Here is a 22,926-nt window from a genome sequence, read left to right on the forward strand (position 1 = left end):
TTTGCAACATAGTTACAATAATATTCACATATCTACAATAATTCTATTATCTCCAATCTTATAATGTCAACATAAGAGCTATTTATGTAAAACGGAGGAAAAAATTATGTCAAAGAAACCATTAGGGTTGGACAAATATGGTGTACAGAAAGTTATGCGTACCGGTGACTATTTTGCTGATAGTTTGGGACAGTTTTCGCTGAACATTATTTCCGGACTTGTTGGTCAGCTCACATACTTTTACACAGATAAGGTGGGAATTGCTGCCGGTGCAATAGCAACAATGCTTCTTATTTGTAAGGTGATCGATGCATTTACAGATATTTTTATGGGGAACATTGTTGATCATACAGCCCCCGGAAAAGAGAAGTACAGACCATGGATACTGAGGATGGCAATACCTGCTGCTCTTGTTATCATTTCTCTCTTTACGGTTCCAAAAGGCTGGGGAGAGACAATGCAGATTGGATACCTGCTTATAACAAATGTTTTGCTCTCAGCAGTTATTTATACAGCCATATGCATACCGTATTCATCTATACTGGTTGTCAGAACCAACAGCCAGGAAGAGCGAGGAACCATGGGAATATGGAGAGCAGCTTCCGGATATGTATCGGGCATGATAATTGCAGTAGCTGTAATTCCTATCACCAATGCTCTTGGCGGTAATCAGAGTGCATGGATCAAGATGGGAGCTGTCTTCGGACTGTTTATTGCACTTGCTCTTATCATTTGTTACCTGAAGGCAAAAGAAACAGCAGTCGGCGAGGGAGTACAGGCTGAAGATATACATGATGATGAGATTCCGGTACCTTTTGGAGAAGCGCTCAAATCTCTTTTTGGAAATAAGTACTGGGTAATGATCCTGATCATGAATTTCTGCGCTAATATCTCTTATGGAATAAGTGGTGCGTCAGGAACATATTACTGCAAGTGGATATACGGTGACGATAACCTGGTTGCTATTCAGGGCGCAATTGGCATGATACCTACTATCCTTGGTTTTGTAGCTGTTGGTCCGATGTCTAAAAAACTCGGAGTTACAAAGACACTCAGAGTTTCATTCCTGATCGGAGCAATCGGCACAGCTTTAAGACTCTTTAACCCTACTCATTTTATTTATAACACCACTCTTTCATGTTTCGGCACTTTCGCAAACATTCCAATGATGTGCCTCATGGGGGTTATGTCTGCCATGGCTATTGATTATAATGAATATAAGTATGGCAGAAGAATGGTTGCTACAGCCCAGAGCGCATGCAGCTTTGGTAATAAGGTTGGATCGGGTATCGGCGCTTCAATAATTGGATGGTGCCTTGGCCTTGCAGCTTACGACGGGCTTGCAACAACTGTTTCACCTGCTGTTATTCAGGCTATATATACATTCAGCATCTATATTCCTCTTATTCTGTTCATCGTATTGTTTGCTTTTGCTATGCGATTTGATCTGGAAAAAAGACTTCCCGAAATTCAGAAAGAGATAGCTGCAAGAAAGTAAGGAGATAACTATGGAAAGAAAAGGCGAAGGCAGATTATCATTTGTACTCAGTAATGCAGCGGAGTGCACAGTTCTTCTTAAAAAGAGCGGACAGTTTCCTTTAGAAAAATCAGGTAAGATTGCAGCTTACGGCGCCGGACTTCGCTACACCATAAAGGGCGGTACAGGTTCGGGAGAGGTTAATTCAAAAGAGACTTTCACAATAGAGCAGGGACTTGAACGGGCAGGATTCATTATCGCTTCAAAGAGCTGGCTTGATGCCTATGATGAGGTAAGAAAGCAGGCAAAAAAGCAGTTCTTTAAGGAACTTAAGGCGCAGGCAAAGGCAAAGCATGAGAATGCGATCATGTATTCCATGGGTAAGACCATGAAGGAGCCTGACCACAATCTTGAGATCACAAAGGTATGCGATACAGCCGTATATGTTGTCAGCAGAAATTCCGGAGAGGGAAGCGACAGAGAGGTTTTAGAAGGCGATGTAAAGCTGTCAAAGTCTGAGATCCGTGACATCCTTCTTCTGAATAAAATGTATGACAGGTTCATACTTGTTTTAAATGTCGGAGGTGTAGTAGATCTTTCACCTGTAATGGAGGTAAAAGACATCCTCCTTTTATCCCAGCTTGGAACTGACTGCGGAGCTATACTTGCGGATATCCTTCTTGGAAAACAGAATCCTTCAGGTAAGCTCACAACAACCTGGGCGGAATTTAAAGAGTATTCGGCGGAGGGAACCTTTGGCGACTGGAATGATAATCGCTACAAAGAGGGTATTTATGTGGGCTATCGCTACTTTGATACCTTTAAAAAGACATCTCTGTTCCCGTTTGGATTTGGGCTGTCTTATACAACATTTGAGACTAAGGTATTGGGCGTAAAGGCTAAGAAGGATACCTTTACATGTGAGGTGCTTGTCAAGAATACAGGAAGCTGCGCCGGAAAAGAGGTTGTGCAGCTTTATCTCTCAGTCCCTGAGGATAAGCTTGATCAGCCATATCAGCAGCTAGTAGGCTATGCTAAGACTTCGCTTCTTGATAGCGGATCAGAATGTAAGCTTGAGATATCATTCAGGCTTTCTGATTTTGCTTCCTATGATGAGGAATCTGAAAGCTATGTTCTTGAGAAGGGCAGATATGTGATCAGGGTAGGCAACAGCTCAGTGGATACAAAAATTGCTGCAGTTGCTACTTTGGAAGAAACGGTTACAACTCTAAAGAACAGGAATTGTCTTGGAAAGCCTGACTTTACAGACATAAAGTCTGAGCATTTTAAGCCGGAATCAATTCCTGAAGGTATCACAGCCATCACACTTACTGCCGATGACTTTGAGAAAAGAGAAGTCTCTTTTGACAACGAGGCTCCTGTAGACCCAAGGATAAAGAACCTGACGGATGAAGAGCTTTCTTACATGCAGATTGGAAACTTTGATCCGAATGCAAAAGGACTCAGTATTATCGGCAATGCTGCGACACATCTTGCAGGAGCTGCGGGTGAAACAACATCACAACTTGTGAGTAAAGGAATAAAGCCTCTTATCATGGCCGATGGCCCTGCGGGGATCAGGATTTCACTTAAGTATTACGAAGATGGCGGAAATCAGTATTCTGCCGGAAATAACGGTATGATGCCTGAGAGCATGCTTGAGATGATGGGGCCGGTAACAGCTTTTATAGCTAAGCTGATCGTGGGCGGAAAGAAAGTTCCAAAGAATGCCGTTATTAAAGAGCATTCGGCAACCATGATTCCTATCGGTACAGCTATCGCTCAGAGCTTTAATACAGAACTGGCAGAGGCACTTGGAGATATTGTCGGAGAGGAGATGGAGAGGTTTGGAGTACATCTCTGGCTTGCACCTGCTCTTAACATCCACAGAAGCATCCTTTGCGGAAGAAACTTTGAATACTATTCGGAAGATCCGCTTGTATCAGGTGAAGTGGCAGCAGCCATAACCAGAGGCGTGCAAAAGCACAAGGGATGCGGTACTACAATAAAACACTACGCTGCCAATAATGCAGAGACTAATCGCTACTGCAATAACTCTCAGGTGAGCGAAAGAGCAATGAGAGAGATATACCTCAGGGGCTTTGATATCTGCGTCAGGAAATCTCAGCCCAAGGCAGTCATGACCAGCTACAACCTGCTCAATGGCACACATACTTCCGAGCACAGAGGACTTATAGAGGATGTCCTCAGAGCTGAATTCGGATTTAAGGGAATAGTGATGACAGACTGGGTAATGGAGGTTATGACAAGTAAAAAGTCTGTTTATCGCAACGCTCTTTCTAATGAAGTAGCTAAGGCCGGCGGAGAGCTGTTTATGCCGGGAACAAAGAAAGACTATGAGAGAGTTCTTACAGCACTTAAGGATGGCACACTTTCAAGAAAACAGCTTGAAATTAACGCAAGCAGACTGATAAGAACTATCGATGAATTCTATAGTGCAGAGTGAAGGTAAGCTATGAAAGCAATCAGACTAAAAACAGAGTACTTAACCAATCCTATCGGAATAGATTACACAAGACCAAGACTTAGCTGGGTCTGCGAGGGTGGCAAAGAGCAGACAGCATACAGGATCATAGCAAAAGATGATGACGGAAATGTTGTATGGGACTCAGAGAAGACAGATTCCTCAAGGATGCATCTTATTCCCTGGGGTGGAGAAGACTTAAAGAGCAGACAGAGAATAAACTGGAGCGTTGAGCTTTGGGATGAAGAAGGCAATAAGGGAGAGCCAAGCGAAGAAGCTACTTTTGAGCTTGGGCTTATTGATGAGAGCGACTGGAAGGCTACATGGATTACAGGTAATTATTTTGTAAAAAGAAAGATGAGATACCCTGTAGACTGCTTCAGAATGAGCTTTAATGTGGAATCCGGAAAAGAGGTAAAAAAGGCCAGAGCGTATATGTCTGCCTGTGGTCTGTATGAAGGTCAGTTAAATGGTAAAAAGATCGGAAACTTCTGCCTTGCACCGGGACACACAGATTACAGAAAAAGAGTTCAGTACCAGACAGTTGATATTACCTCTATGATAAGGACCGGCATCAATGATCTGTTTTTTATGCTGGCTGATGGATGGTACAGAGGAAGTGTCGGAGCCTGGGGACTAAAGAACTTCTATGGCAATGAGACAAAACTTCTTGTACAGATTGAGGTCTATTTTTCTGATGGAAGCAAAAAGAGACTCTGCTCTGATGAAAAATTTGAATGGACAAATGACGGCCCAATCAGATTTGCCGACAACAAAGACGGTGAGATTTTCGATGCCACAAGAGAAGACTTTTCGAAAGCGGTGTGGAAAAAAGCAAAGGCTGCAAAGCATAATGTGATTCCAACCGCTTCAGACAACTTTGCTCTTACTGAGCATGAAAGATTTACAAACCCAAAACTCATCATTACTCCCGGGGGCAAAAAGGTCTTTGACTTCGGACAAAATATTGCCGGATATATCGAGTTTAAAGTGAACGCAAAAGCTGACCAGAGAATCTTTATGAGATTTGGAGAAAAGCTCGATGAGAACGGAGAGTTTACCCAGGCTAATATCCAGTGTGTAAAGAAGGACTTTGTGACTCCGCTTCAGCAGATAGAGTATTTCTGTAAAGACGGAGAAAATTATTACAAGACCAGATTTGCCATTTTCGGATTCCAGTATGTCCTTGTTGAAAGTGATGTGGAGATACGTCCGGAGGATATTACAGCTATTGCTGTTTATTCCGATTTTGAGACCACATTCTCTTTTGACAGTTCAAATGAACTTCTTAATAAGTTCGTTGAGAATACTCTTTGGTCTCTTAAGAACAACTCTGCCGATCTTCCTACAGACTGCCCTACAAGAGAGCGTCATGGCTGGTCCGGAGATGCTCAGATATTTGTAAATACAGCAAGCTATATGGTGAACTATGCACCTTTTGCTGATAAGTATGAAAAAGATCTTTGTGACCTTCAGCGTAAGAACGGCGCTTTTACACAGATAGCACCTGAGGGCGGAACGGACTTTTACATGAAATCCATGGACGGTTCTGTAGGCTGGGCTGATGCGGGTGTCATGATCCCCTACAGACTGTGGAAGAAATACGGCGATATTTCTTTTATTGAAAAGTACTATGACAACATGAAAAAGTACGCATCATTTGCTATCGGACGCCTTGGTAAGCGCTCAGCTCTTATGTCTGAGAAAGTCAAGATATCAAAGGAAAACAGTAAATATCTCTACAATGTAGGACAACATTACGGCGAATGGGCAGAGCCTTCCGATGTTCACAAATCGTCTTTTAAAGACTTTTCAAAATCCAAACCTGAAGAAGCAACAGCATACACAAGTTATGTTTTAGGGCTTATGAGTGAGATTGCAAAGGCTCTTGGAAAAGAGCAGGATGCAAAGGAGTATCAGGAGTATTCTGAAGGCTGCAAGAGAGCTTATCAGGAGCTGATTGAAAACAGTGAGTTCTCTCTTGATACAAACAGACAGGCTCGCCTTGTTCGCCCGCTGTACTTTGATCTTTTGAATGAGACCCAGAAAGGGTATGCTAAGAGAAGACTAATAAAGGCCCTTGATGAATACGGCTGGAGAGTCGGAACAGGCTTTTTATCAACGCCCCTTATTCTGTATGTTCTTCAGCAGATTGATTTAAGCTTCGCATATAAGCTTCTGGAAAATGAAGAAAAACCGGGATGGCTCTATATGCCGAAGATCGGAGCAACCACTATCTGGGAAGACTGGAACGGACCCACATCTGACAATGGACTTGGCGGCGGAATAGCATCTCTTAATCACTATTCAAAGGGAGCAGTCTGCGAATGGATATTCTCTGAGATGTGCGGCGTTAAGGTGGATGGAGAAAATCATTTTGTCATTGCACCAAGGCCCGGAGGACATTTCACACGAGCATCCTTTAGCTATGACAGCATATACGGAACTGTGTCATGCGCATGGAGCCTTCAGGAAGATGGCAAGTACAAATATGACATAGTCGTTCCACCAAACACTACGGCTGATATAAAAATTGAATAGCTTTTGCATTTCACCGAATGAAAAGTGCAACTCACCGCAGTTGCGCTTTTTTTGTGCGAAAAATCATGTATTATCAGTTCAGAAGCAAGGAAACAACAAATAAAGAAAAGGGGAACGAAATGAAAAAGGCAATCGAAGTAAATAACCTCCAAAAGAAATATGGTGACTTCACAGCAGTAAATAATATATCCTTCTCAGTTAATCAGGGCGAGCTGTTTGCATTCCTTGGAGAGAACGGAGCTGGAAAGTCAACAACAATAAATATGCTGAGCACTATCCTTCCAAAGACAAGCGGAAATGCATACGTGATGGGACATGAACTTGGAAGAGATGATGACAATATAAGAAAAGAGATCGGAATCGTATTTCAGAACTCAGTACTGGACGGAAAGCTCACAGTTAAACAGAATCTCATGACCAGAGGAGCATATTACGGATACGACAAGAAAGAAATCATGAAAAGGCTTGAAGGCCTTTGGGAAGAGTTCAATCTTGGAGACATCTGGAACAGGAAATACGAAAAGCTCTCAGGTGGTCAGAAGAGACGAATAGATATTGCGAGAGCTCTTTTACACAAACCAAGCATTCTGTTCCTGGATGAGCCCACTACCGGACTGGATCCGATGTCAAGAAAGATGGTCTGGGACTACATCAATTACCTGAGAAAACATGATAACCTCACAATCTTCCTAACAACACATTACATGGAGGAGACAGCGGAAGCAGAAAACGTGGTGATCATGGACAAAGGAAACATAATTGCAGAGGGAACACCGGCAGAGCTTAAGAGCAGATACACAAGCAAAAAGCTTATCTGGTACACCGATGAGAGTGAAGAAAGCAGCAAGTTGATACAGCATGCAGGAAGCTCAAAGTTCAGATACGAAGTTGATCACTACAACATATCCATGAATGAAGGCATTACAGAATTTATCTGGAAGAACAAAGGAATTATCAAGGATTTTGAAATTATAAAAGGCACAATGGACGACGTATTCTTAACACTTACAGGAAAGGAAATGGTGAACGTAAATGGCTAAACTTAGAGGATTCTTAGGACTTACAAAAAGAAATATGCTGGTATTCTTTACAGATAAAGGAACACTGTTTTTCTCAATGCTCACACCAATGATCATACTTCTTCTTTACATTCTTTTCTTAAAGAACAGCCTTCTGTCATCCCTTAAGGATGCAGCAACAGGGCTTGAGAACCTGGTAGCAGCAAAAGACATGGAGCAGTTTGTTAACGGACTTCTTCTTACAGGTATCATCAGCTCAGCTCTTATAACCATTCCTTACAATGCACTTGAGATCATAGTCAGGGACAGAGAGGACAGAGTTGATCTGGATATGCTTTCAACACCTGTTAAGAGATTTGTGATTATTCTTTCTTACTTCTGCGCAGCAGTTATTTCAGCTTTCATGCAGGCAATGGTAGTTCTGGCAGTTGGAATCGGAATCCTTAGCATGAGCGGAGATATGTATCTGACAGCACTTGATATTGCTAAGCTCGTTGGCGCAGTTTTCCTTGGAACGGTATCATCAACATCTGTATTCATGGTAGTTATGATGTTCTTTAAGAGCATGGGTACCTGCGGTGCTTTTATGGGAATCTTATCAGCAGTATCAGGTTTTGTGATCGGAGCTTACATGCCTCTTTCACAGTTTAACAAGGGAATTCAGAATGTATGCAATCTTGTTCCTGCAACAGGAATCACAGTACTTATCAGAAACTACCTTACAGGTGGGATCCTTCGTCACATGGATGAGTGCATCGGTGGTCTTGATAACGGCGCTTTCATGAAAGCAATGCTTGATGTATTTTCTTATAACACTGTAGTAGGTGGTGAAATTTGGACATTGAATCTGACCTGGGTTTACGTGATAATTAGTACAGTCATATTTATCGGAGTTTTGAGAGTGGTATATCCTGCAGTTTTTGGCAGAAAGTAAAGGGGAAAAGTTTTGAGGGTAACATTCAATAAGATTTCGCAGGAGGAGAGCGAAGGCGCAGTAATAAATGCATACGAGCGCACATCTTCCATCGACACTGCAATAGGGCTTTTGGAAAATGGGGAACAGATAATAGTGGGCTACCGGGATGGCGAGAAAGTTCCTTGCAGATTATCCCAGATCTATTATTTTGAAAGCGTTGATGACAAGTGCTTTGCTTATACCAAGGATGCGTGCCTTGATATGAGGTGCAGACTCTATGAGATTGAGCAGAATCTTGACTTCAGGTTCTTTCGGTGCTCCAAGTCAATGATCTGCAATCTCCGTAAGATAAGAAGCGTTAAGACGGAGAGCAACGCCAGGATGCGTGCCGAACTCTTAAACGGCGAAGTGGTGGTTATCTCAAGAAGTTATGTAAAAGAGCTTAAGAAGAAATTGGGGTTATAAGTATGAATAAACTAAAGCTTATTTTTGAACAGACAATGATGGTCAGCTTCATGGTCCTGTGTTATATAAGTGTTCTGGGGCTTTTGGCCTTCAGAGGTACAGATACGGGATTTCCATGGTACATTCCGGGATCTATCGTGCTTGCGAGTTTCTTTTGCAGCCTGGTAACAGTATTTCTTTTGTCTGATGCAGGTGATGACAAAGATGAGTCACCGGTTAAATACTATATTAAGCTCATAGCGCATTTCATCTTGCTATATGCGCTTATTATGGGATTTGGATATCTCTTTTACTGGTATCGCGGAACCTTCGGATTTATCTTAACTTCCGTGATCTATGTCATTATCTATGCCGGTACCTGGGTGGGAACAAGGCTTGTTTTTTTACATGACGATAAGATTATAGGCGATGCACTTGATAAGATAAGAGACGAAGAGTAAGAAAAAAGTGGCAGCTGATATCAGTGCCACTTATTTACATCCTTTTTCTCCATGGCGATAAGGAGAACCATATCTTTTTCAAGTGGTTCGTTGGGTGAGCTGAAGCCCCATTTCTGGTCCTTTTTGCGAACAGCAATGACATTCATTCTGTGCTTTTTGCGAAGCTCCAGTTCAATCAGGTTTTTACCAACCCACTCATCTTTTACATACATCTCGACAATATACATGTTGCTGTCGATTTCAAGGAAATCCTTAAAGGACTTTGAAAGCAGGATACGAGCAGAGCGCATACCACCTTCTCCCTCGGGATCAAGAATCTTATCTACACCGATCTTCAGTAGAATAGATGACATCCTGTCAGAGGAGGTTTTTGCAACTATAAGGGGAACGCCTTTTTCTTTTGCAACTGCAACGCTCATGATGGCAGCAGCAAGGTTACCTGTAGCACAAACAACAATATCCATGTTCTTAAGGCCCAGGGCTTCCACCTCGTCTTCGTTCTCAAGGTTTGCACACACTGCGGAAGTGCATTTTCCTGCAAATTCATTGATAAGCTCTTTATCTTTATCAACGGCAAGCACATCGGCGCCCATCATATATAGATTTTCTGCAAGGCTCTTTCCGTATTTTCCAAGTCCAAGTACTGCAACTGATTTTCCCATGATTATTCCTCCTAACCTACGTAGAACATTCCTTCGGAATGACTGATCCTATTTTTGATCCCTGCCTCTCTGGCAAAGAAAAATGCCATTGAGATAGGACCGATTCTTCCAAGATACATTGAAATGATAACGATTATTCTTGAGTAGTCGCCAAGGTGCGGCGTTAAGCCTCTTGTAAGTCCCACTGTTCCGAGGGCGCTTGTGATCTCGTACAGAGCATCGGTCAGCGGAATGTCTTCGCAGGCAAGGAGCAGCAGCGTCATAAGGATTACAAATGATAAACTGACGGTTACGATGGCAGCAGCCTTTCGCATAAGCTCAGTTGAGACTTTTCTGTGGAATACGACTGTTTCTTGTTTGCCACCTATGTAAGAGAAGGCGTTCATAAGAACAAGGAAAGCTGTAACGGTCTTTACACCGCCTGCTGTTCCGACAGGTGAGCCACCTATGAACATGAGGATGTAGCCGATGGAACAGGAGATTTCTGTCAGGCTCTCCTGAGGCACGGATGCAAATCCTGCGGTTCTGAAGGTGACTGACTGGAACATACTGTTCAAAATCTTGTAAGACAGGCTCATGTTGCCTATGGTTTCGGGATTGTTGTATTCAGCAGCCAGAACAACGCCGGTTCCTGTCAGTATAAGGATTATGGTCGCCCACAGCACCAGTTTTGTGTGCTCGGGCAGATGTCTTAAGGTCACAATAGGACTGAGATGATTTTTGATTCCCTTTTTGATGCCGTCGATAACGTCAAACCATACAACGAAGCCAAGTCCACCAAGTATGATAAGCAGCATTGTGAGACTCATCAGGAAATAGGAGTCCCTGAATTCTATCATGCTGTTTGGACCGACAACATCCATACCTGCGTTACAGAAGGCTGAAACTGACTGGAATATTGCGGACCAGAGACCTTTTCCAAAACCGTATCTGGGAATGAACATGATCGCGTAAAGAACTGCAGCGATACCTTCTACGGTAAAGACTCCTTTGAATATTCGGATAAGGAAGCCTAAAAGACCATGGTTTAAATCTACATTGAGAGCATCGCCCAAAAGAACCCTGTCGCCCAGGGAAAATTTCTTTTTACTTACAAGAAGAAGCATGGAGCCTACAGATACAACTCCAAGTCCTCCAATCTGAACAAGTAAAAGAATTACGAGCTGTCCGAAGAAACTCCAATGCGCGTAAGTGTCAACAACTACAAGTCCCGTGACACAAACGGATGTTGTCGCGGTAAACAGTGCAGTCAAAACACCTGTCTCTTTTCCTGAAGCACTTGATATAGGAAGCATGAGAAGAAGTGTTCCTATGATGATCGTTATAAGAAAACTCACCGGAATGAAACGTTCCGGGGTTATTAGTATGCGTCTTAAGCTGGCGCTTCTTTTTTTCATACTTTTCTCCTGTATATACCCTATTGCTTTGTTGTACCAAATAGGCGGTACAATGTCAATTTAGATTGTGTATAATGAAGTAAGCTGTTTTTTTATGGAAAGCAGTAAATACAGGGTTTATTCAGGAGATTTTGGTATGACAAGAAGAGAAGCAGCAATGGCTAATTTCATGAAGGGATATAACTGCTCGCAGTCAATTGTTTTGGCTTTTGCAGATATGCTTGATATTGATGAGAAAAGTCTTTTAAAAATGTCGTCATCCTTCGGCGGCGGAATGGGAAGACTGAGAGAGGTTTGCGGATCTGTCAGCGGAATGTTCATGGTGGCAGGACTTTTATATGGGTACGATGGACCGGAGACAGGACAGGTGAAGGCAAATCACTACGCGAGGATACAGGAGCTGGCTCACAGATTTGAGGAGCAACACGGATCGATTGTGTGCAGAGAACTTTTGGGGCTTAATGTACGACACGACGTGCCTGTCCCGGAAGCAAGGACAGCAGAGTACTACAAGAAACGTCCATGTCCGGAAATCATAGGAGATGCTGCTGAAATCCTTGATCAGTTTATAAAAGAGAATGAAATCGGAGAGTGAATGATCACATGGAAACTGAGGAATTTAGAATAACGGGGAAGGAAGTTAAGGCAGCGCTGAAGACCTCTTTTCCCATAATGGTAACTTTCCTGGTATTGGGAAGCGGATATGGGATACTCATGGAAAAGCACGGCTTCGGACCTCTGTGGTCTGTGCTGTCGGGAATTGTCATATTCAGTGGAACCGTTCAGTTCGTAAGCGTATCAATGCTTGGCGCAGGCTCTTTTATCATGGCTGCATTAACAGCATTTATGGTATCTGCAAGACATGCCTTTTTCAGCATATCCATGATCGGAAGATACCGAAGGGAAGGAAAAAGAAAATGGTATCTCTACTACGCACTCTGCGATGAGACCTATGCGATGCTCAGCAGCGACGCATGTCCTGAAGGCGTTAACAGAAGCGGACACAGACTTCTTGTTACACTTTTTGATCAGTCATCATGGGTTATTGGTTCTTTCCTCGGCGGAGTGATGGGAACATATTTAAACTTTGATTCGACGGGAATTGATTTTTCGATGACAGCTCTTTTCACAACAGTATTTGTTCAGCAATGGATTGATGCCAAGAACCACATTCCGGCAATACTGGGACTTGGGACTACACTTCTTTGCAGGATAGTATTTGGAACAGATCTTTTCCTGATCCCGGCGATGATCATAATCATTGGAACACTGACACTGGCAAGGGGGAAGATTGAGCCGGAGGAGGTGCACAATGGTTGATTACAGACATGCATTGATAATTATCGTGATCATGGGACTTGTAACCCTGGCTACAAGGATAGTTCCTGTGCTTATATTCGGGAGAGGAGAGAAGGTTCCTGATTACATCATGTACTTGGGAAGGACAGTACCGTACACGGCCATGGGGCTTCTTATTGTGTATTGCCTTAGGGATATTTCTTTTACCTCAGCGCCACATGCACTTCCTGAGATCATAGCTATGGCTGTTGTAATTGGGTCGTATTTGTGGAAAAGAAATTCCATCTTAAGCGTAGTTGTCGGAACAGTGTTATACATGTTTTTGGTTCAGGTTGTGTTTTAGCAGGAATGCTAGTGGGTATAGTTAATTAAAGCAAACGGAGGGAATAACATGAGAGCTCTTTTTATCGGCGGAACAGGCACAATAAGCATGGGAATAGTTAAGAGACTGGCACAGGATCCTCAGTGGGAGGTATATCTTTTAAACAGGGGAAACAGGAAGAGCGAAGTTCCTGCGTCGGTTAAGCAGATAACTGCGGACATAAATGATGAAGAAGATGTAAGCCGTAAACTTGAGGGCATGACATTTGATGTTGTGAGCGACTTTATTGCATTTGATGTGGCAGCAGTGGAGCGCGATTACAGACTTTTTAATAAAAAGACAAATCAGTATATCTTTATAAGTTCAGCTTCCGCATACAATAAACCGGCGGCTTCTTATGTGATCACAGAAGGGACAACCCTTGCTAATCCATACTGGGAGTATTCGAGAAACAAGATTGCCTGTGAAGAATTTCTTTTAAAGAAATATCGAGAAGAAGGTTTTCCTGTAACCATAGTAAGGCCCAGCCATACCTATGATGAGAGACATATTCCGCTGGGAGTACATGGTAACAAGGGCTTCTATCAGGTAATAAGACGTATGCAGGAGGGAAAGCGCGTAATTATTCAGGGTGACGGATCATCTCTTTGGGCGCTTACCTTTAACAGCGACTTTGCCATCGGCTTTACAGGCCTTATGGGTAACAGGCATGCAATCGGTGAAGCATTCCAAATCACCGGAGATGAGATACTGACATGGGATCAAATATACAAGACAATTGCTGATGCTCTGGGCGTAGAGCTTAAACCCTATCATGTGTCTTCAGAGTTTTTGAGCGATGTGGGAGAGGGCTTTGGATATGATTTCAGAGGTGGACTCCTTGGCGATAAGGCAGTCTCTGTCGTCTTTGATAATTCGAAGCTGAAAAGGCTCGTACCTCAGATGACAACAAATATTCCTTTCCACAAAGGCGTTCGCATGGCTCTTGACTATGTTCTTGCACATCCTGATGAATATGAGGAAGATCCTGAATTCGACCTCTTTTGCGACAAAGTTATAGAGGCCATGGAAAGGGCTAAAAAAGAGGTTGGGAAGTGATTTGGCGCTTAAAGAACCAATGAAGCTGATGGGGGAAGAAAATGGAACTCAAGAAAATTCCGCATAGATTAACTGTTTGTAAAGTGAAAGATATATCTGACATAGATATGGATTCAGAGATCTATTTCATCGGTAAGACAGATGAAGAACTGTCGCTGGTGTGCGTTACGGAAAATACTCCGTCAGATACGATAGAACGCGATGATGGATGGAGAGGGTTTCGCATTCAGGGAACACTGGATTTTTCACTGGTTGGTATACTGGCTAAAATATCCGGGATCCTTGCAGACCATAAGATTAGCATTTTTGCTGTATCAACTTACAACACCGATTACGTTCTGGTAAAAGAAGAAAACTTTGACAGGGCGTTAAGTATATTGGAGGTTGAAGGGTATTCTATCATATGAACGATACAGAAATGCATATTACTGAGTTCGTGAACAATATTTTAACTAAACCATCGATGGTTCTGCTAATTAGTCACTCTTTTTGAACATTCTTATGATGCTTAAGTGACTATAGTGATAGGTTTCGGTTGACTTAGTCATTTTTTCATTAGTTTGAAGTTGAAAAAAGACTGATTCAAGTGACTAAAGCATGCAAAATACTCTATTCTAGTCATTTTTGCAAATTTACCAAATTTCAAGCAAGGATCCCGCTTCCCAATGGAAAGGCTTTTGTCAGAATGGATTTCCTGAAGGGGAAAAGGATAGAACGATAAATTGAACAAATACTGACGAGGTGCATTTAAATGATAATTCGGAAATATGATGAAAAAGACCTTCAGCAGATGATAGACATCTGGAATGAGGTTGTCGAAGATGGAATAGCATTTCCACAGGAAGAATTCCTTGATTCTGCCTCAGGAAAAGAGTTCTTTGAGTCACAGAGCTATACCGGTGTAGCAGAAGATGATGGCCGGATAGTTGGCTTATATATACTGCATCCGAATAATGTTGGCAGATGTGGGCATATTTGTAATGCAAGCTATGCTGTATCGTCAGATGCACGTGGCAGACATATTGGAGAGCAATTGGTTTTGAACTGCCTAAATAAGGGAAAAGAACTTGGATTTCGAGTTCTTCAATTCAATGCAGTTGTTGAGAGCAATATCCATGCAAGGCATCTGTATGAGCGCCTGGGCTTTTTGCAGCTCGGAACCATACCGGGAGGTTTTCGAATGAAGGATGGACACTACGAGAATATCTGTCCTTATTATCATGAACTTTAAATTATGAATTATCCGGTTTTAAAAGAAGGTGGAGAGATGATTGAAATAAGAGAATGTGATGATTATGAGGCGGCAAAAGAGCTGATCCTTGAATATTCAAAAATAAAAGGGGCGGAAGCTTGCTTCGTTTCACTTGATAAAGAGTTATCTGATCTGGAAGGCTTTTATAAAGATGGAGCGTTATTGTTGGGCTATGAGGCGAATGAGCCTGTTGCAACAATAGCCATAAAGAAGATAGATAATGAGTGTGCAGAGGCTAAGAGATTGTATATAAAACCCGAATATAGAGGGAATGGATTTGCAAGGCATATGCTTAATGCAATGCTTGATAAATGCAGAAAACTTCATTTCAAAGAGGTTAGATTTACTACAAAACCTGAAGTTATGAGCATAGGTTATGCTCTTTACAAGAAGATGGGTTTTGAGGAACTTGAGAACAATGAAGGAACAGTATTAATGCGTATGCTGCTGTGGTGATCCAGTAAAGCTTACTATCGCAGGAGGGGAAATGGGGTATAGGATCAGGAAAGCAATTCCGGAAGATGAACAGAGAATTCGTGAATTGTTTATAGAGATGCTAAAGACAATTTATCATACAGAAGATGTGGAGGGTTACGAATCCGGCTATTTGGACAGATACTGGACAAATGGAGAGGATGTGCTTTTTGTAGCTGAAGATAATGAGGTTGTTGCATATTTAGCTGTGGAAGTTCATCGGGAGGATGAAATGGATTATCTTTACCTTGATGATTTGTCTGTCACAGAGAAATATCGCAGTCAAGGTATCGGCAGTTCTTTGATCCACGATGCAGAGGCCTATGCACAGGAAATTGGCATACAGCACATTCTTTTTCATGTTGAAAAATCTAATACTGATGCATTTCGATTATATGAAAGGCTTGGCTATAAGATTTTTCGTGATGACGGCAACAGATATTTGATGAAGAAAGATGAGATTCATATTACGGAAGAACGCATTACTGCTGAAGAATATGTTGATTTTTTAAAGAGAACCGATTTGGGGTCACAATATCCAAAAGAGCGTTTTGAAGAACGAATCAGGAAGCTTGTTAAGAATGTTTCCATCAGTCTGATTGCGCGTAATGATGAAGGGCTTATTGTTGGGGCTTTGTTTGGACTTACAGATTTCTGCTATTGGTTGTATGTGACAGACCTTGGTGTAGACAGGAATTATGAGAGGCAAGGCATCGCCACAAGGCTCATGAAGACTGCACATGAAATTGCCGGTGGTGAAAAGGATATAGCCGTATATCTTGATTGCCAATGAGGATGCTGTAGGTTTTTATGAGAAGATCGGAATGAAAAAGGCTGATGAAGTAATGAAGTACAACCACATAGATTGGACAGAATGGACAGTATGAGCAATGTGAAGACTGGGAAGTTCGTATACAAAAATGAAGACAGCATGAAGAAGATGCATGAGTTCTACGATAAGACCCTTGCATCTCTTGATGTACCATATTCGGAAGATTATTTTGATACATCATTCGGCAAAACCCATTGCCTTCTCGTTGGTGATCCTGAAAAGCCAAGAATATGTACAATACATGGAGGAAACGGGATCACAACATTGAATCTGAAACTATTTCTTCCGTTGCTGGAGGAATACTGTATCATTGCACCGGATGTGATCGGGATGCCCGGGAAAAGTGATCCGTATAGGAACATAAGCAGCAAGAAGGATGAGTATGGGCAGTGGATCAAGGAAGTGCTGGATCATTACAAAGAAGAACGAATATCCTTTGTTGTATCTTCCTACAGTTCAGCTATGTTTCTTTCATTTGCCAAGATGTATCCGGAGAATGTCAGAAGCGCATTGCTTTTGGTTCCGTCAGGAATAGCACATGGCTCTATCCTGCCTATGATGGGCAAGATGGTCGTCCCGTTTATGAAATACTATTTTAGTCCTTCCGGGAAAACACTTGATGCAGTGATTGAGTCCATGGGAGGAAAAGGGGATCAGGTATGGAGAGAATTCTTCGATATCATGATGTCCTCATACAAGATGGAAATGAGACCACCCAGGGAATATAAGAAGAGCGAAATGATATCGTTTAAGGCTCCGCTTCTGATTATCGCGTCGGAAAAGGATATCTTTTTTCCGGCAGGCAGAGTATTCGGAAAGGCCAGAGAAATCTTTGCTGGACCGATTACTACAATAGAAATAGATAGCAAGCATTTGCCGTCAGATGAAACTATGGCAGATGTATGTAAACGGACGATAGAATTTCTTATGAACTCGTAATGAATATAAATTCCAGGATTATGTACGATGACAAAGCGCGGGGCGGAATTTAGAAATATGCCTTAACAAGGTGTTTTTGTTTTCTGAAGGCATATTTTTTCTAATATTATTGATCTTTGATTTGCATTTGTATGCCTTAAGTAGCTCGTTTTATCTATCAAAGGCATACATTGCGTATGGAAAACCTTCACTGGCACCAAAATGTATGCCCTATAGCTATATTTTTTCTTCTATAAGGCATACATTGGAATATTTTAAATTTTTGACTAAACCATCAATAATTCACTACGTTAGTCACTCTTTTTGGAGCTTCTAATGATGCTTGAGTGACTCAGGTGATGGATTTCAGCTGATTTAGTCAAATTTTCTTCAAATTGAAAGTGCAAATTGTCTGATTCAAGTGACTAAAGCATGCAAAATACTGTACTCTAGTCATTTTTTGCAAATTTGCTAAATTAACGAATAAGAGATTTAATTACGGATGATAAGTTATCTCGGAATTTTATGTGCCCAAGGAGGGCGTGAGGTACGAATATGCATAAATTGATCATGCTTCGCGGAAACTCCGGAAGCGGCAAAACAACGGTGGCTAAGGCGCTGCAGGAACTTTTTGGACGAGGCACTATGGTCCTGTCACAGGATATGATCAGAAGAGAAGTGCTCAAAGAGAGGGATGGAACAGATCCGCCTGCATTGCCACTGATAAAGCAGATGCTTGAATACGGAAGTGAACACTGCGAAGTGGTCATATTGGAAGGGATATTTATTGCAGACTGGTATCAAGAGCTGTTTGAAGCTGCAATCGAACTGTATGGTTCTGACATATATGCGTATTATTTCGATATCTCTTTTGAAGAAACCGTTAGACGGCATAATACCAGATCCAAAGCAGCTGAGTTTGGTGCGGATGAGATGCGCAAGTGGTGGAAAGAAAAGGATTATCTGGACCTTATAAAAGAAACTACCATCACTGAAGACAAGAGCAAGGATGAGATTGTAAACGAAATATATTCCAAAGTATGTAATTGATGATAAACTGCGATTGAAGGTAAATGATTGTGGGATTATTTGATTTGTCGATGTTTAGTTCATTAAAAGAAGCTGTACATTTAGCCAGGGGAAAAGACGTTACTGTGGTGGTCAGGCAGGTAGTCCATGGTGGAGATGCAAATGAAGCATATAGGCTGATACTTTCGGATGGAGGATCTCTTTTTCTGAAAGCCAACAGCATTTCAAATGCTGACTTTTTCAGAGCTGAAGCGGAAGGAATTGCTGCGATAAAGTCAACCAAGGCTGTTCGTGTACCTGATATCTATGCGGTTGGAACAGATGATGGGTATTCATTTCTTCTGATGGAGTATATAGAAAGAGCCTATTATGCGCCGGAATTTTGGGAAAACCTTGGAATCTGTCTCGCAAACATGCACATGGCAGATGCGTCCGCTTTTGTGCCTGGAGGAAAGTATGGCTTTCAAAGTGATAATTACATCGGAGCAGGAGCACAGAAGAACACTCCTAAATCCGGTTGGATAGAGTTCTTTTCTGAATGCAGGCTTCGGCCTCAGTTTGAGCTGGCAAGTAAATATTTTGATAATGACACCATAAAGCTTGCAAACAAGCTTCTTGATAATCTGGACAGATACTTGTTCGAACCTGAAAAGCCATCTCTTTTGCACGGAGACCTGTGGTCAGGTAATTTCATGACGGATGAAAAAGGTGATCCACTGCTGATTGATCCGGCGGTCTATGTAGGATGTAATGAAGCCGACATCGCCATGACTGAGCTTTTTGGCGGTTTCGACAGACGGTTCTATGAATCGTATTTTAGTGTGATCGATCAGGTGCCGGGATATAGCGACAGAAGGGACCTATACAACTTGTATCATCTTACAAACCATCTTAACCTTTTCGGAAGCACGTACCTGTCAGCTGTTGTAAGAACAATAGAAAAATATCAGTGAGGATTTGAAAATGGGGTTCATTCATTTTGGTAAGAAACAGCAATCTCTTAGTAAAAACATTCCTTTCGACTCCGACAAACAGATAGCTGTAATTAAGTGCAGTATCTGTACCGGAGAGCAAGTGGCAGGTTTTAAGAATAAAGAAGACGGTCATTTCACCGAGGTAATGCTGATCAGAGATGCTAAGGATCTGGAGAAGTTTAAGGAAACATACAAAATATCAGATATAAAAAAGGAATACTAATACTAGACAATGATTGTGATTTCATTTCTTCAACTATTTCTTTTTACAACAATAATATGGATTATTACCCGTTTGGTAGCAGCAATTAAAACAAAGTCATTTTCATTAAAACGTGAAAGTCAGCTGCTTTTAGTTTACGTCTGTATCGTTGTTATCTTCAGGTTCACATATTTCGAATTTCACACGGTGAATGGAAAGATACAACTTTTAGGGTTGGGCTTTGAAGATAATATTCATGATATGATTAATGTCATTCCATTTTACTTCCTGGTAGATCGGTATGATGGTTGGCAGATGAACATAATTGGAAATATAGCAATGTTCATTCCTGTTGGGATTGTGTGGCCTATTTGCTTCAAAAAACTCGATACGATTGAAAAAACCATATTGGCCGGAGCCGGTTTTACTCTGTTCATCGAATTGACTCAACTGTTCTGCCTGGGACGACATACAGATGTTGACGACTTGATATTAAATACGTTTGGCGTGGCGATTGGCGCGTGTATTGTATTCATGACTCGTAGAAAGACAGTTGGTTAGAACCATTCAACTTAATAACACAGATGGAGAAAGATAGAAAATTGATCAGTGATCTACAGTTATTTATACCCCGTCCGGAAGACGGATGGTTCTACATGAAAATGATGTCCGACCCGGAGACTATGGCTTATAACGCGCCCTGGTTTCCGCCTGACGGATGCATCCCGGAGCCGGAATCCGAGTGGCTTGATTTACAGAAGTTCTGGATTGGAAAAGAGCCTGAGAGATTCTATGCTTTTCTTCAAAGAAAGAGTGATGGTGCTTTTGTCGGAGACGTGAATTATCATAAGAATCCGAATCGGGATTGGTGTGATATGGGAATCGTAATCTATGCACCTGAGAGAGGGAAAGGCTATGGAAAACAGGGCCTTTGCCTGCTTCTGGATCGCGCGTTTAAGGTCGACGGAGTATCCTGTTTACACAATGATTTTGAAGAGACTCGCAGCGCAGCGTATAACATACATAAAGCTGTCGGCTTTAAGGAAATCGGTAGGGCTGACGGGATTGTTCATTTAGAGATTACCAAAGAGGACTATCTTAGCTATGAATGATTTTTTGAGAGAAAGCTTCAGCTATTCAGCGATTTATAAAGAGATCGGGAAAGTCCCAAAAATAATCACTCCCGAGAAAATCTCTTACGGCTCAGATAAAAATCAGTATTACTACTATTATGAGCCGGATAAGGTGAAGTCGGATAAGGTCATAGTCTGGATCCATGGAGGTGGCTGGAATGCCGGTACACCCGAGGATTTTGATTACATGGGGCAGCGTTTTGCTGATGAAGGCTATCGCTTCATATCGATGGGCTACAGACTTTCTACGCAAAAGAAATACCCGGCGCAGATTGAGGATGTATGTGCCGGTTACAATCATGCAATTGAGTACTTGAATCAAAAGACTATTGATACATCCAAGGTCATCATTTGCGGACCCAGTGCAGGCGCGCATCTGTCGTCGATACTGACTTTCAGCAAAGCCGATCAGGAAAAGTATAAAGTGGATATATCCGGAGTTATAGGCTATGTCGGTTGGGGTGGACCCTATTGTTTCAATGATAAATCTTCGCGTGTACTCAAAATTCTTGAAAATCAGCTGTTCCCAAAGGGGTATGACAGAAAGAAGGCTGAGCCGATAGCTCTTTTGACAAATAACCATATCCCTATGTTGCTGATACAGAGCAGGCATGACGGACTTGTGGATTTCTCGTTTGCGGAAGACTTCCGCGATAAGGCGCTGGGGCTTGGCATGCAGTGCGAACTCTATGAAGTGACTGATGAACTCAACACACATTCCTGGTATACTGCAGGAGTATTTGCCAAGAGACGGGAAGAAAATAAGAGCGTTGATAAGTTCTTTAACTGGGTGGAGGAAAGATAACTCAAAAGGCAATGAAGATAAGAAATTCGACTAACAATGACTTAACAAGAATAATGGAAATATATGCCTATGCCAGAAAGTTCATGGCTGAACACGGGAATCCAAATCAGTGGGGGCCTACAAACTGGCCTCCGGAATGGCTGATTAAGGAAGATATAGAAAAGGGCTGTAGTTACGTGTGCGAGAGCGATAAAGGCAGCGTGATAGGAACTTTCTTTTTTAACCAGGGAAAAGAGATTGAGCCAAATTACATTGATATTGAAGATGGCAACTGGACCGGCAGCAGTACATACGGAGTTGTGCACAGGATTGCATCCGATGGCTCTGAAAGAGGTGTAGGTTCTTTTTGCTTAAAATGGGCATTTGATAAATGCAAAAATCTACGGATTGATACCCACGGAGACAACAAGGTTATGCAGAATATGCTCAAGAAGAACGGATTTGTTCATCGCGGAACCATTCATGTAGATGAAGACGATAACCCAAGGATGGCATTTGAGAAAATGGATCAAAGTGCCAATTAAGGAGGAAAGATGAAATACGGAGAATCATTATTTGATATTTGCTATCTGTTGTTCGCGATAATAAGTGGCTGCATTATTCTGAAAAGATCTAAAGATGCCACAGGAAAGCTCATGGGATATGCTGCGCTGATACTGGGCTGTGGTGATGCGTTCCATCTTGTTCCAAGAGTGCAGAATTACTTTGTGAACAGTGATTTTACTGTGGCTCTTGGCGTTGGTAAACTTGTAACTTCAATTACCATGACAGTCTTTTATGTGCTGGTTTATTACCTATGGATACGTGTATATAAGATCAATGAGAATAAGAAACTGACTGTGGCAGTATGGACGCTTTCTGTAGTCAGGATAATCCTATGTCTGTTCCCGCAAAACGGGTGGCTTAAAAACGAAAGCAGCATGGCTTGGGGCATTATCAGGAATATTCCTTTTGTGATCCTGGGTGCAGTGATCTGTTATCTGTACTTCGTGAAGAAATCGGAAGACCGGATATTTGGTCTGATGTGGTTGTATATTCTGTTGTCATTCCTGTTCTACATTCCGGTAGCAGTGTTTGCAGGGCTTGTTCCAATGCTTGGAATGCTCATGCTTCCAAAGACAATCTGTTACATACTGATGATTGTTGCATTTTTGAAGAAGAATAAGACTATATCATAACGGGAAGG

General features: G+C 42.0%; 26 protein-coding genes. 24 read left to right on the forward strand and 2 right to left on the reverse strand.

What is annotated here, in order from left to right; genetic code table 11:
* Positions 1–106 precede the first annotated feature (106 nt).
* The 7 genes from G633_RS0100555 to G633_RS0100585 all read left to right on the forward strand — a co-directional run bounded on the left by G633_RS0100555 (position 107) and on the right by G633_RS0100585 (position 9,343).
* Complete coding sequence (locus G633_RS0100555; RefSeq protein ID WP_022767332.1) at positions 107–1,498, forward strand: MFS transporter; 1,392 nt, start codon at positions 107–109, stop codon at positions 1,496–1,498.
* A gap of 10 nt (positions 1,499–1,508) precedes the next feature.
* Positions 1,509–3,944, forward strand: coding sequence for a glycoside hydrolase family 3 protein (locus tag G633_RS0100560; RefSeq protein ID WP_026518779.1), 2,436 nt, complete (start codon positions 1,509–1,511; stop codon positions 3,942–3,944).
* Between the two features lie 9 nt (positions 3,945–3,953).
* Complete coding sequence (locus G633_RS16885; protein ID WP_051199831.1) at positions 3,954–6,503, forward strand: alpha-L-rhamnosidase; 2,550 nt, start codon at positions 3,954–3,956, stop codon at positions 6,501–6,503.
* A gap of 119 nt (positions 6,504–6,622) precedes the next feature.
* On the forward strand, positions 6,623–7,543 hold the full coding sequence (locus tag G633_RS0100570) for an ABC transporter ATP-binding protein (protein WP_026518780.1): 921 nt from the start codon (positions 6,623–6,625) through the stop codon (positions 7,541–7,543).
* Positions 7,536–8,456, forward strand: a complete 921-nt coding sequence (locus G633_RS0100575) for an ABC transporter permease (protein WP_026518781.1) — start codon at positions 7,536–7,538, stop codon at positions 8,454–8,456. The genes G633_RS0100570 and G633_RS0100575 overlap by 8 nt, the downstream gene beginning before the upstream one ends.
* A 12-nt stretch (positions 8,457–8,468) precedes the next feature.
* Positions 8,469–8,903 (forward strand): LytTR family DNA-binding domain-containing protein, encoded by a 435-nt coding sequence (locus G633_RS0100580; RefSeq protein ID WP_026518782.1) that lies wholly within the window; start codon positions 8,469–8,471, stop codon positions 8,901–8,903.
* Between the two features lie 2 nt (positions 8,904–8,905).
* Positions 8,906–9,343: a hypothetical protein gene (locus tag G633_RS0100585; RefSeq protein ID WP_026518783.1), complete on the forward strand. Its 438-nt coding sequence runs from the start codon at positions 8,906–8,908 to the stop codon at positions 9,341–9,343.
* Between the two features lie 20 nt (positions 9,344–9,363).
* Here G633_RS0100585 and G633_RS0100590 read toward each other — a convergent pair whose 3' ends face one another.
* Together G633_RS0100590 and G633_RS0100595 are read right to left on the reverse strand one after the other, a co-directional pair.
* Positions 9,364–10,005: a potassium channel family protein gene (locus tag G633_RS0100590; RefSeq protein ID WP_026518784.1), complete on the reverse strand. Its 642-nt coding sequence runs from the start codon at positions 10,003–10,005 to the stop codon at positions 9,364–9,366.
* An 11-nt stretch (positions 10,006–10,016) separates the two neighbouring features.
* Positions 10,017–11,402 carry a TrkH family potassium uptake protein gene (locus G633_RS0100595; RefSeq protein ID WP_026518785.1) on the reverse strand — a complete coding sequence of 462 codons (1,386 nt, stop codon included), beginning with the start codon at positions 11,400–11,402 and terminating at the stop codon, positions 10,017–10,019.
* 136 nt (positions 11,403–11,538) lie between these two features.
* On the opposite strand from G633_RS0100595, the gene G633_RS0100600 reads away from it, so the two are divergent.
* From G633_RS0100600 to G633_RS0100680, 17 genes are all read left to right on the forward strand, one after another.
* Positions 11,539–11,997 (forward strand): C-GCAxxG-C-C family protein, encoded by a 459-nt coding sequence (locus G633_RS0100600; protein ID WP_026518786.1) that lies wholly within the window; start codon positions 11,539–11,541, stop codon positions 11,995–11,997.
* A gap of 8 nt (positions 11,998–12,005) precedes the next feature.
* The gene (locus G633_RS0100605; RefSeq protein ID WP_026518787.1) at positions 12,006–12,722 is read left to right on the forward strand and encodes an AzlC family ABC transporter permease; all 717 of its coding nucleotides are present in this window, start codon (positions 12,006–12,008) and stop codon (positions 12,720–12,722) included.
* A complete protein-coding gene (locus tag G633_RS0100610) occupies positions 12,715–13,044 on the forward strand; it encodes a branched-chain amino acid transporter permease (RefSeq protein WP_022767321.1) in 330 nt (109 codons plus the stop codon). Before G633_RS0100605 ends, G633_RS0100610 begins: the two co-directional genes overlap by 8 nt.
* Positions 13,045–13,092: 48 nt before the next feature.
* Positions 13,093–14,121, forward strand: coding sequence for an NAD-dependent epimerase/dehydratase family protein (locus tag G633_RS0100615; RefSeq protein WP_026518788.1), 1,029 nt, complete (start codon positions 13,093–13,095; stop codon positions 14,119–14,121).
* A 41-nt stretch (positions 14,122–14,162) separates the two neighbouring features.
* Entirely contained in the window at positions 14,163–14,528 is a 366-nt protein-coding gene (locus G633_RS0100620) for an ACT domain-containing protein (RefSeq protein ID WP_026518789.1), read from the forward strand.
* 344 nt (positions 14,529–14,872) lie between these two features.
* Complete coding sequence (locus G633_RS0100625) at positions 14,873–15,352, forward strand: GNAT family N-acetyltransferase (protein WP_026518790.1); 480 nt, start codon at positions 14,873–14,875, stop codon at positions 15,350–15,352.
* A gap of 3 nt (positions 15,353–15,355) precedes the next feature.
* A complete protein-coding gene (locus tag G633_RS0100630) occupies positions 15,356–15,829 on the forward strand; it encodes a GNAT family N-acetyltransferase (RefSeq protein WP_026518791.1) in 474 nt (157 codons plus the stop codon).
* 31 nt (positions 15,830–15,860) lie between these two features.
* Positions 15,861–16,640 (forward strand): GNAT family N-acetyltransferase, encoded by a 780-nt coding sequence (locus tag G633_RS20040; RefSeq protein WP_196804207.1) that lies wholly within the window; start codon positions 15,861–15,863, stop codon positions 16,638–16,640.
* Positions 16,641–16,739: 99 nt separating this feature from the next.
* Complete coding sequence (locus G633_RS0100640) at positions 16,740–17,618, forward strand: alpha/beta fold hydrolase (protein ID WP_196804208.1); 879 nt, start codon at positions 16,740–16,742, stop codon at positions 17,616–17,618.
* Between the two features lie 534 nt (positions 17,619–18,152).
* Positions 18,153–18,647: a kinase gene (locus tag G633_RS0100645; protein ID WP_026518793.1), complete on the forward strand. Its 495-nt coding sequence runs from the start codon at positions 18,153–18,155 to the stop codon at positions 18,645–18,647.
* Between the two features lie 29 nt (positions 18,648–18,676).
* The gene (locus G633_RS0100650) at positions 18,677–19,579 is read left to right on the forward strand and encodes a fructosamine kinase family protein (RefSeq protein WP_242838804.1); all 903 of its coding nucleotides are present in this window, start codon (positions 18,677–18,679) and stop codon (positions 19,577–19,579) included.
* Positions 19,580–19,589: 10 nt separating this feature from the next.
* Positions 19,590–19,823 carry a hypothetical protein gene (locus G633_RS0100655; RefSeq protein ID WP_035770360.1) on the forward strand — a complete coding sequence of 78 codons (234 nt, stop codon included), beginning with the start codon at positions 19,590–19,592 and terminating at the stop codon, positions 19,821–19,823.
* Positions 19,824–19,832: 9 nt separating this feature from the next.
* Entirely contained in the window at positions 19,833–20,363 is a 531-nt protein-coding gene (locus G633_RS0100660) for a VanZ family protein (protein ID WP_026518796.1), read from the forward strand.
* A gap of 41 nt (positions 20,364–20,404) precedes the next feature.
* The gene (locus G633_RS16895) at positions 20,405–20,914 is read left to right on the forward strand and encodes a GNAT family N-acetyltransferase (RefSeq protein WP_051199833.1); all 510 of its coding nucleotides are present in this window, start codon (positions 20,405–20,407) and stop codon (positions 20,912–20,914) included.
* A complete protein-coding gene (locus G633_RS16900; RefSeq protein ID WP_051199834.1) occupies positions 20,907–21,740 on the forward strand; it encodes an alpha/beta hydrolase in 834 nt (277 codons plus the stop codon). The genes G633_RS16895 and G633_RS16900 overlap by 8 nt, the downstream gene beginning before the upstream one ends.
* Before the next feature lie 11 nt (positions 21,741–21,751).
* A complete protein-coding gene (locus G633_RS0100675) occupies positions 21,752–22,264 on the forward strand; it encodes a GNAT family N-acetyltransferase (protein ID WP_026518797.1) in 513 nt (170 codons plus the stop codon).
* Between the two features lie 9 nt (positions 22,265–22,273).
* Positions 22,274–22,918, forward strand: a complete 645-nt coding sequence (locus G633_RS0100680) for a hypothetical protein (RefSeq protein ID WP_026518798.1) — start codon at positions 22,274–22,276, stop codon at positions 22,916–22,918.
* The last annotated feature ends 8 nt before the right edge of the window (positions 22,919–22,926 follow it).

The organism is Butyrivibrio sp. FCS006, assembly GCF_000424525.1.
In the GTDB taxonomy this organism is placed as follows: domain Bacteria; phylum Bacillota; class Clostridia; order Lachnospirales; family Lachnospiraceae; genus Butyrivibrio.

Excerpts from the sequence above, each read along its gene's own strand:
- G633_RS0100555 (WP_022767332.1), top strand. The coding sequence starts at position 107 with ATGTCAAAGAAACCATTAGGGTTGGACAAATATGGTGTACAGAAAGTT.
- G633_RS0100560 (WP_026518779.1), top strand. The coding sequence starts at position 1,509 with ATGGAAAGAAAAGGCGAAGGCAGATTATCATTTGTACTCAGTAATGCA.
- G633_RS16885 (WP_051199831.1), top strand. The coding sequence starts at position 3,954 with ATGAAAGCAATCAGACTAAAAACAGAGTACTTAACCAATCCTATCGGA.
- G633_RS0100570 (WP_026518780.1), top strand. The coding sequence starts at position 6,623 with ATGAAAAAGGCAATCGAAGTAAATAACCTCCAAAAGAAATATGGTGAC.
- G633_RS0100575 (WP_026518781.1), top strand. The coding sequence starts at position 7,536 with ATGGCTAAACTTAGAGGATTCTTAGGACTTACAAAAAGAAATATGCTG.
- G633_RS0100585 (WP_026518783.1), top strand. The coding sequence starts at position 8,906 with ATGAATAAACTAAAGCTTATTTTTGAACAGACAATGATGGTCAGCTTC.
- G633_RS0100590 (WP_026518784.1), bottom strand. The coding sequence starts at position 10,005 with ATGGGAAAATCAGTTGCAGTACTTGGACTTGGAAAATACGGAAAGAGC.
- G633_RS0100595 (WP_026518785.1), bottom strand. The coding sequence starts at position 11,402 with ATGAAAAAAAGAAGCGCCAGCTTAAGACGCATACTAATAACCCCGGAA.
- G633_RS0100600 (WP_026518786.1), top strand. The coding sequence starts at position 11,539 with ATGACAAGAAGAGAAGCAGCAATGGCTAATTTCATGAAGGGATATAAC.
- G633_RS0100605 (WP_026518787.1), top strand. The coding sequence starts at position 12,006 with ATGGAAACTGAGGAATTTAGAATAACGGGGAAGGAAGTTAAGGCAGCG.
- G633_RS0100610 (WP_022767321.1), top strand. The coding sequence starts at position 12,715 with ATGGTTGATTACAGACATGCATTGATAATTATCGTGATCATGGGACTT.
- G633_RS0100615 (WP_026518788.1), top strand. The coding sequence starts at position 13,093 with ATGAGAGCTCTTTTTATCGGCGGAACAGGCACAATAAGCATGGGAATA.
- G633_RS0100620 (WP_026518789.1), top strand. The coding sequence starts at position 14,163 with ATGGAACTCAAGAAAATTCCGCATAGATTAACTGTTTGTAAAGTGAAA.
- G633_RS0100625 (WP_026518790.1), top strand. The coding sequence starts at position 14,873 with ATGATAATTCGGAAATATGATGAAAAAGACCTTCAGCAGATGATAGAC.
- G633_RS0100630 (WP_026518791.1), top strand. The coding sequence starts at position 15,356 with ATGAATTATCCGGTTTTAAAAGAAGGTGGAGAGATGATTGAAATAAGA.
- G633_RS20040 (WP_196804207.1), top strand. The coding sequence starts at position 15,861 with ATGGGGTATAGGATCAGGAAAGCAATTCCGGAAGATGAACAGAGAATT.
- G633_RS0100645 (WP_026518793.1), top strand. The coding sequence starts at position 18,153 with ATGCATAAATTGATCATGCTTCGCGGAAACTCCGGAAGCGGCAAAACA.
- G633_RS0100655 (WP_035770360.1), top strand. The coding sequence starts at position 19,590 with ATGGGGTTCATTCATTTTGGTAAGAAACAGCAATCTCTTAGTAAAAAC.
- G633_RS0100660 (WP_026518796.1), top strand. The coding sequence starts at position 19,833 with ATGATTGTGATTTCATTTCTTCAACTATTTCTTTTTACAACAATAATA.
- G633_RS16900 (WP_051199834.1), top strand. The coding sequence starts at position 20,907 with ATGAATGATTTTTTGAGAGAAAGCTTCAGCTATTCAGCGATTTATAAA.
- G633_RS0100675 (WP_026518797.1), top strand. The coding sequence starts at position 21,752 with ATGAAGATAAGAAATTCGACTAACAATGACTTAACAAGAATAATGGAA.
- G633_RS0100680 (WP_026518798.1), top strand. The coding sequence starts at position 22,274 with ATGAAATACGGAGAATCATTATTTGATATTTGCTATCTGTTGTTCGCG.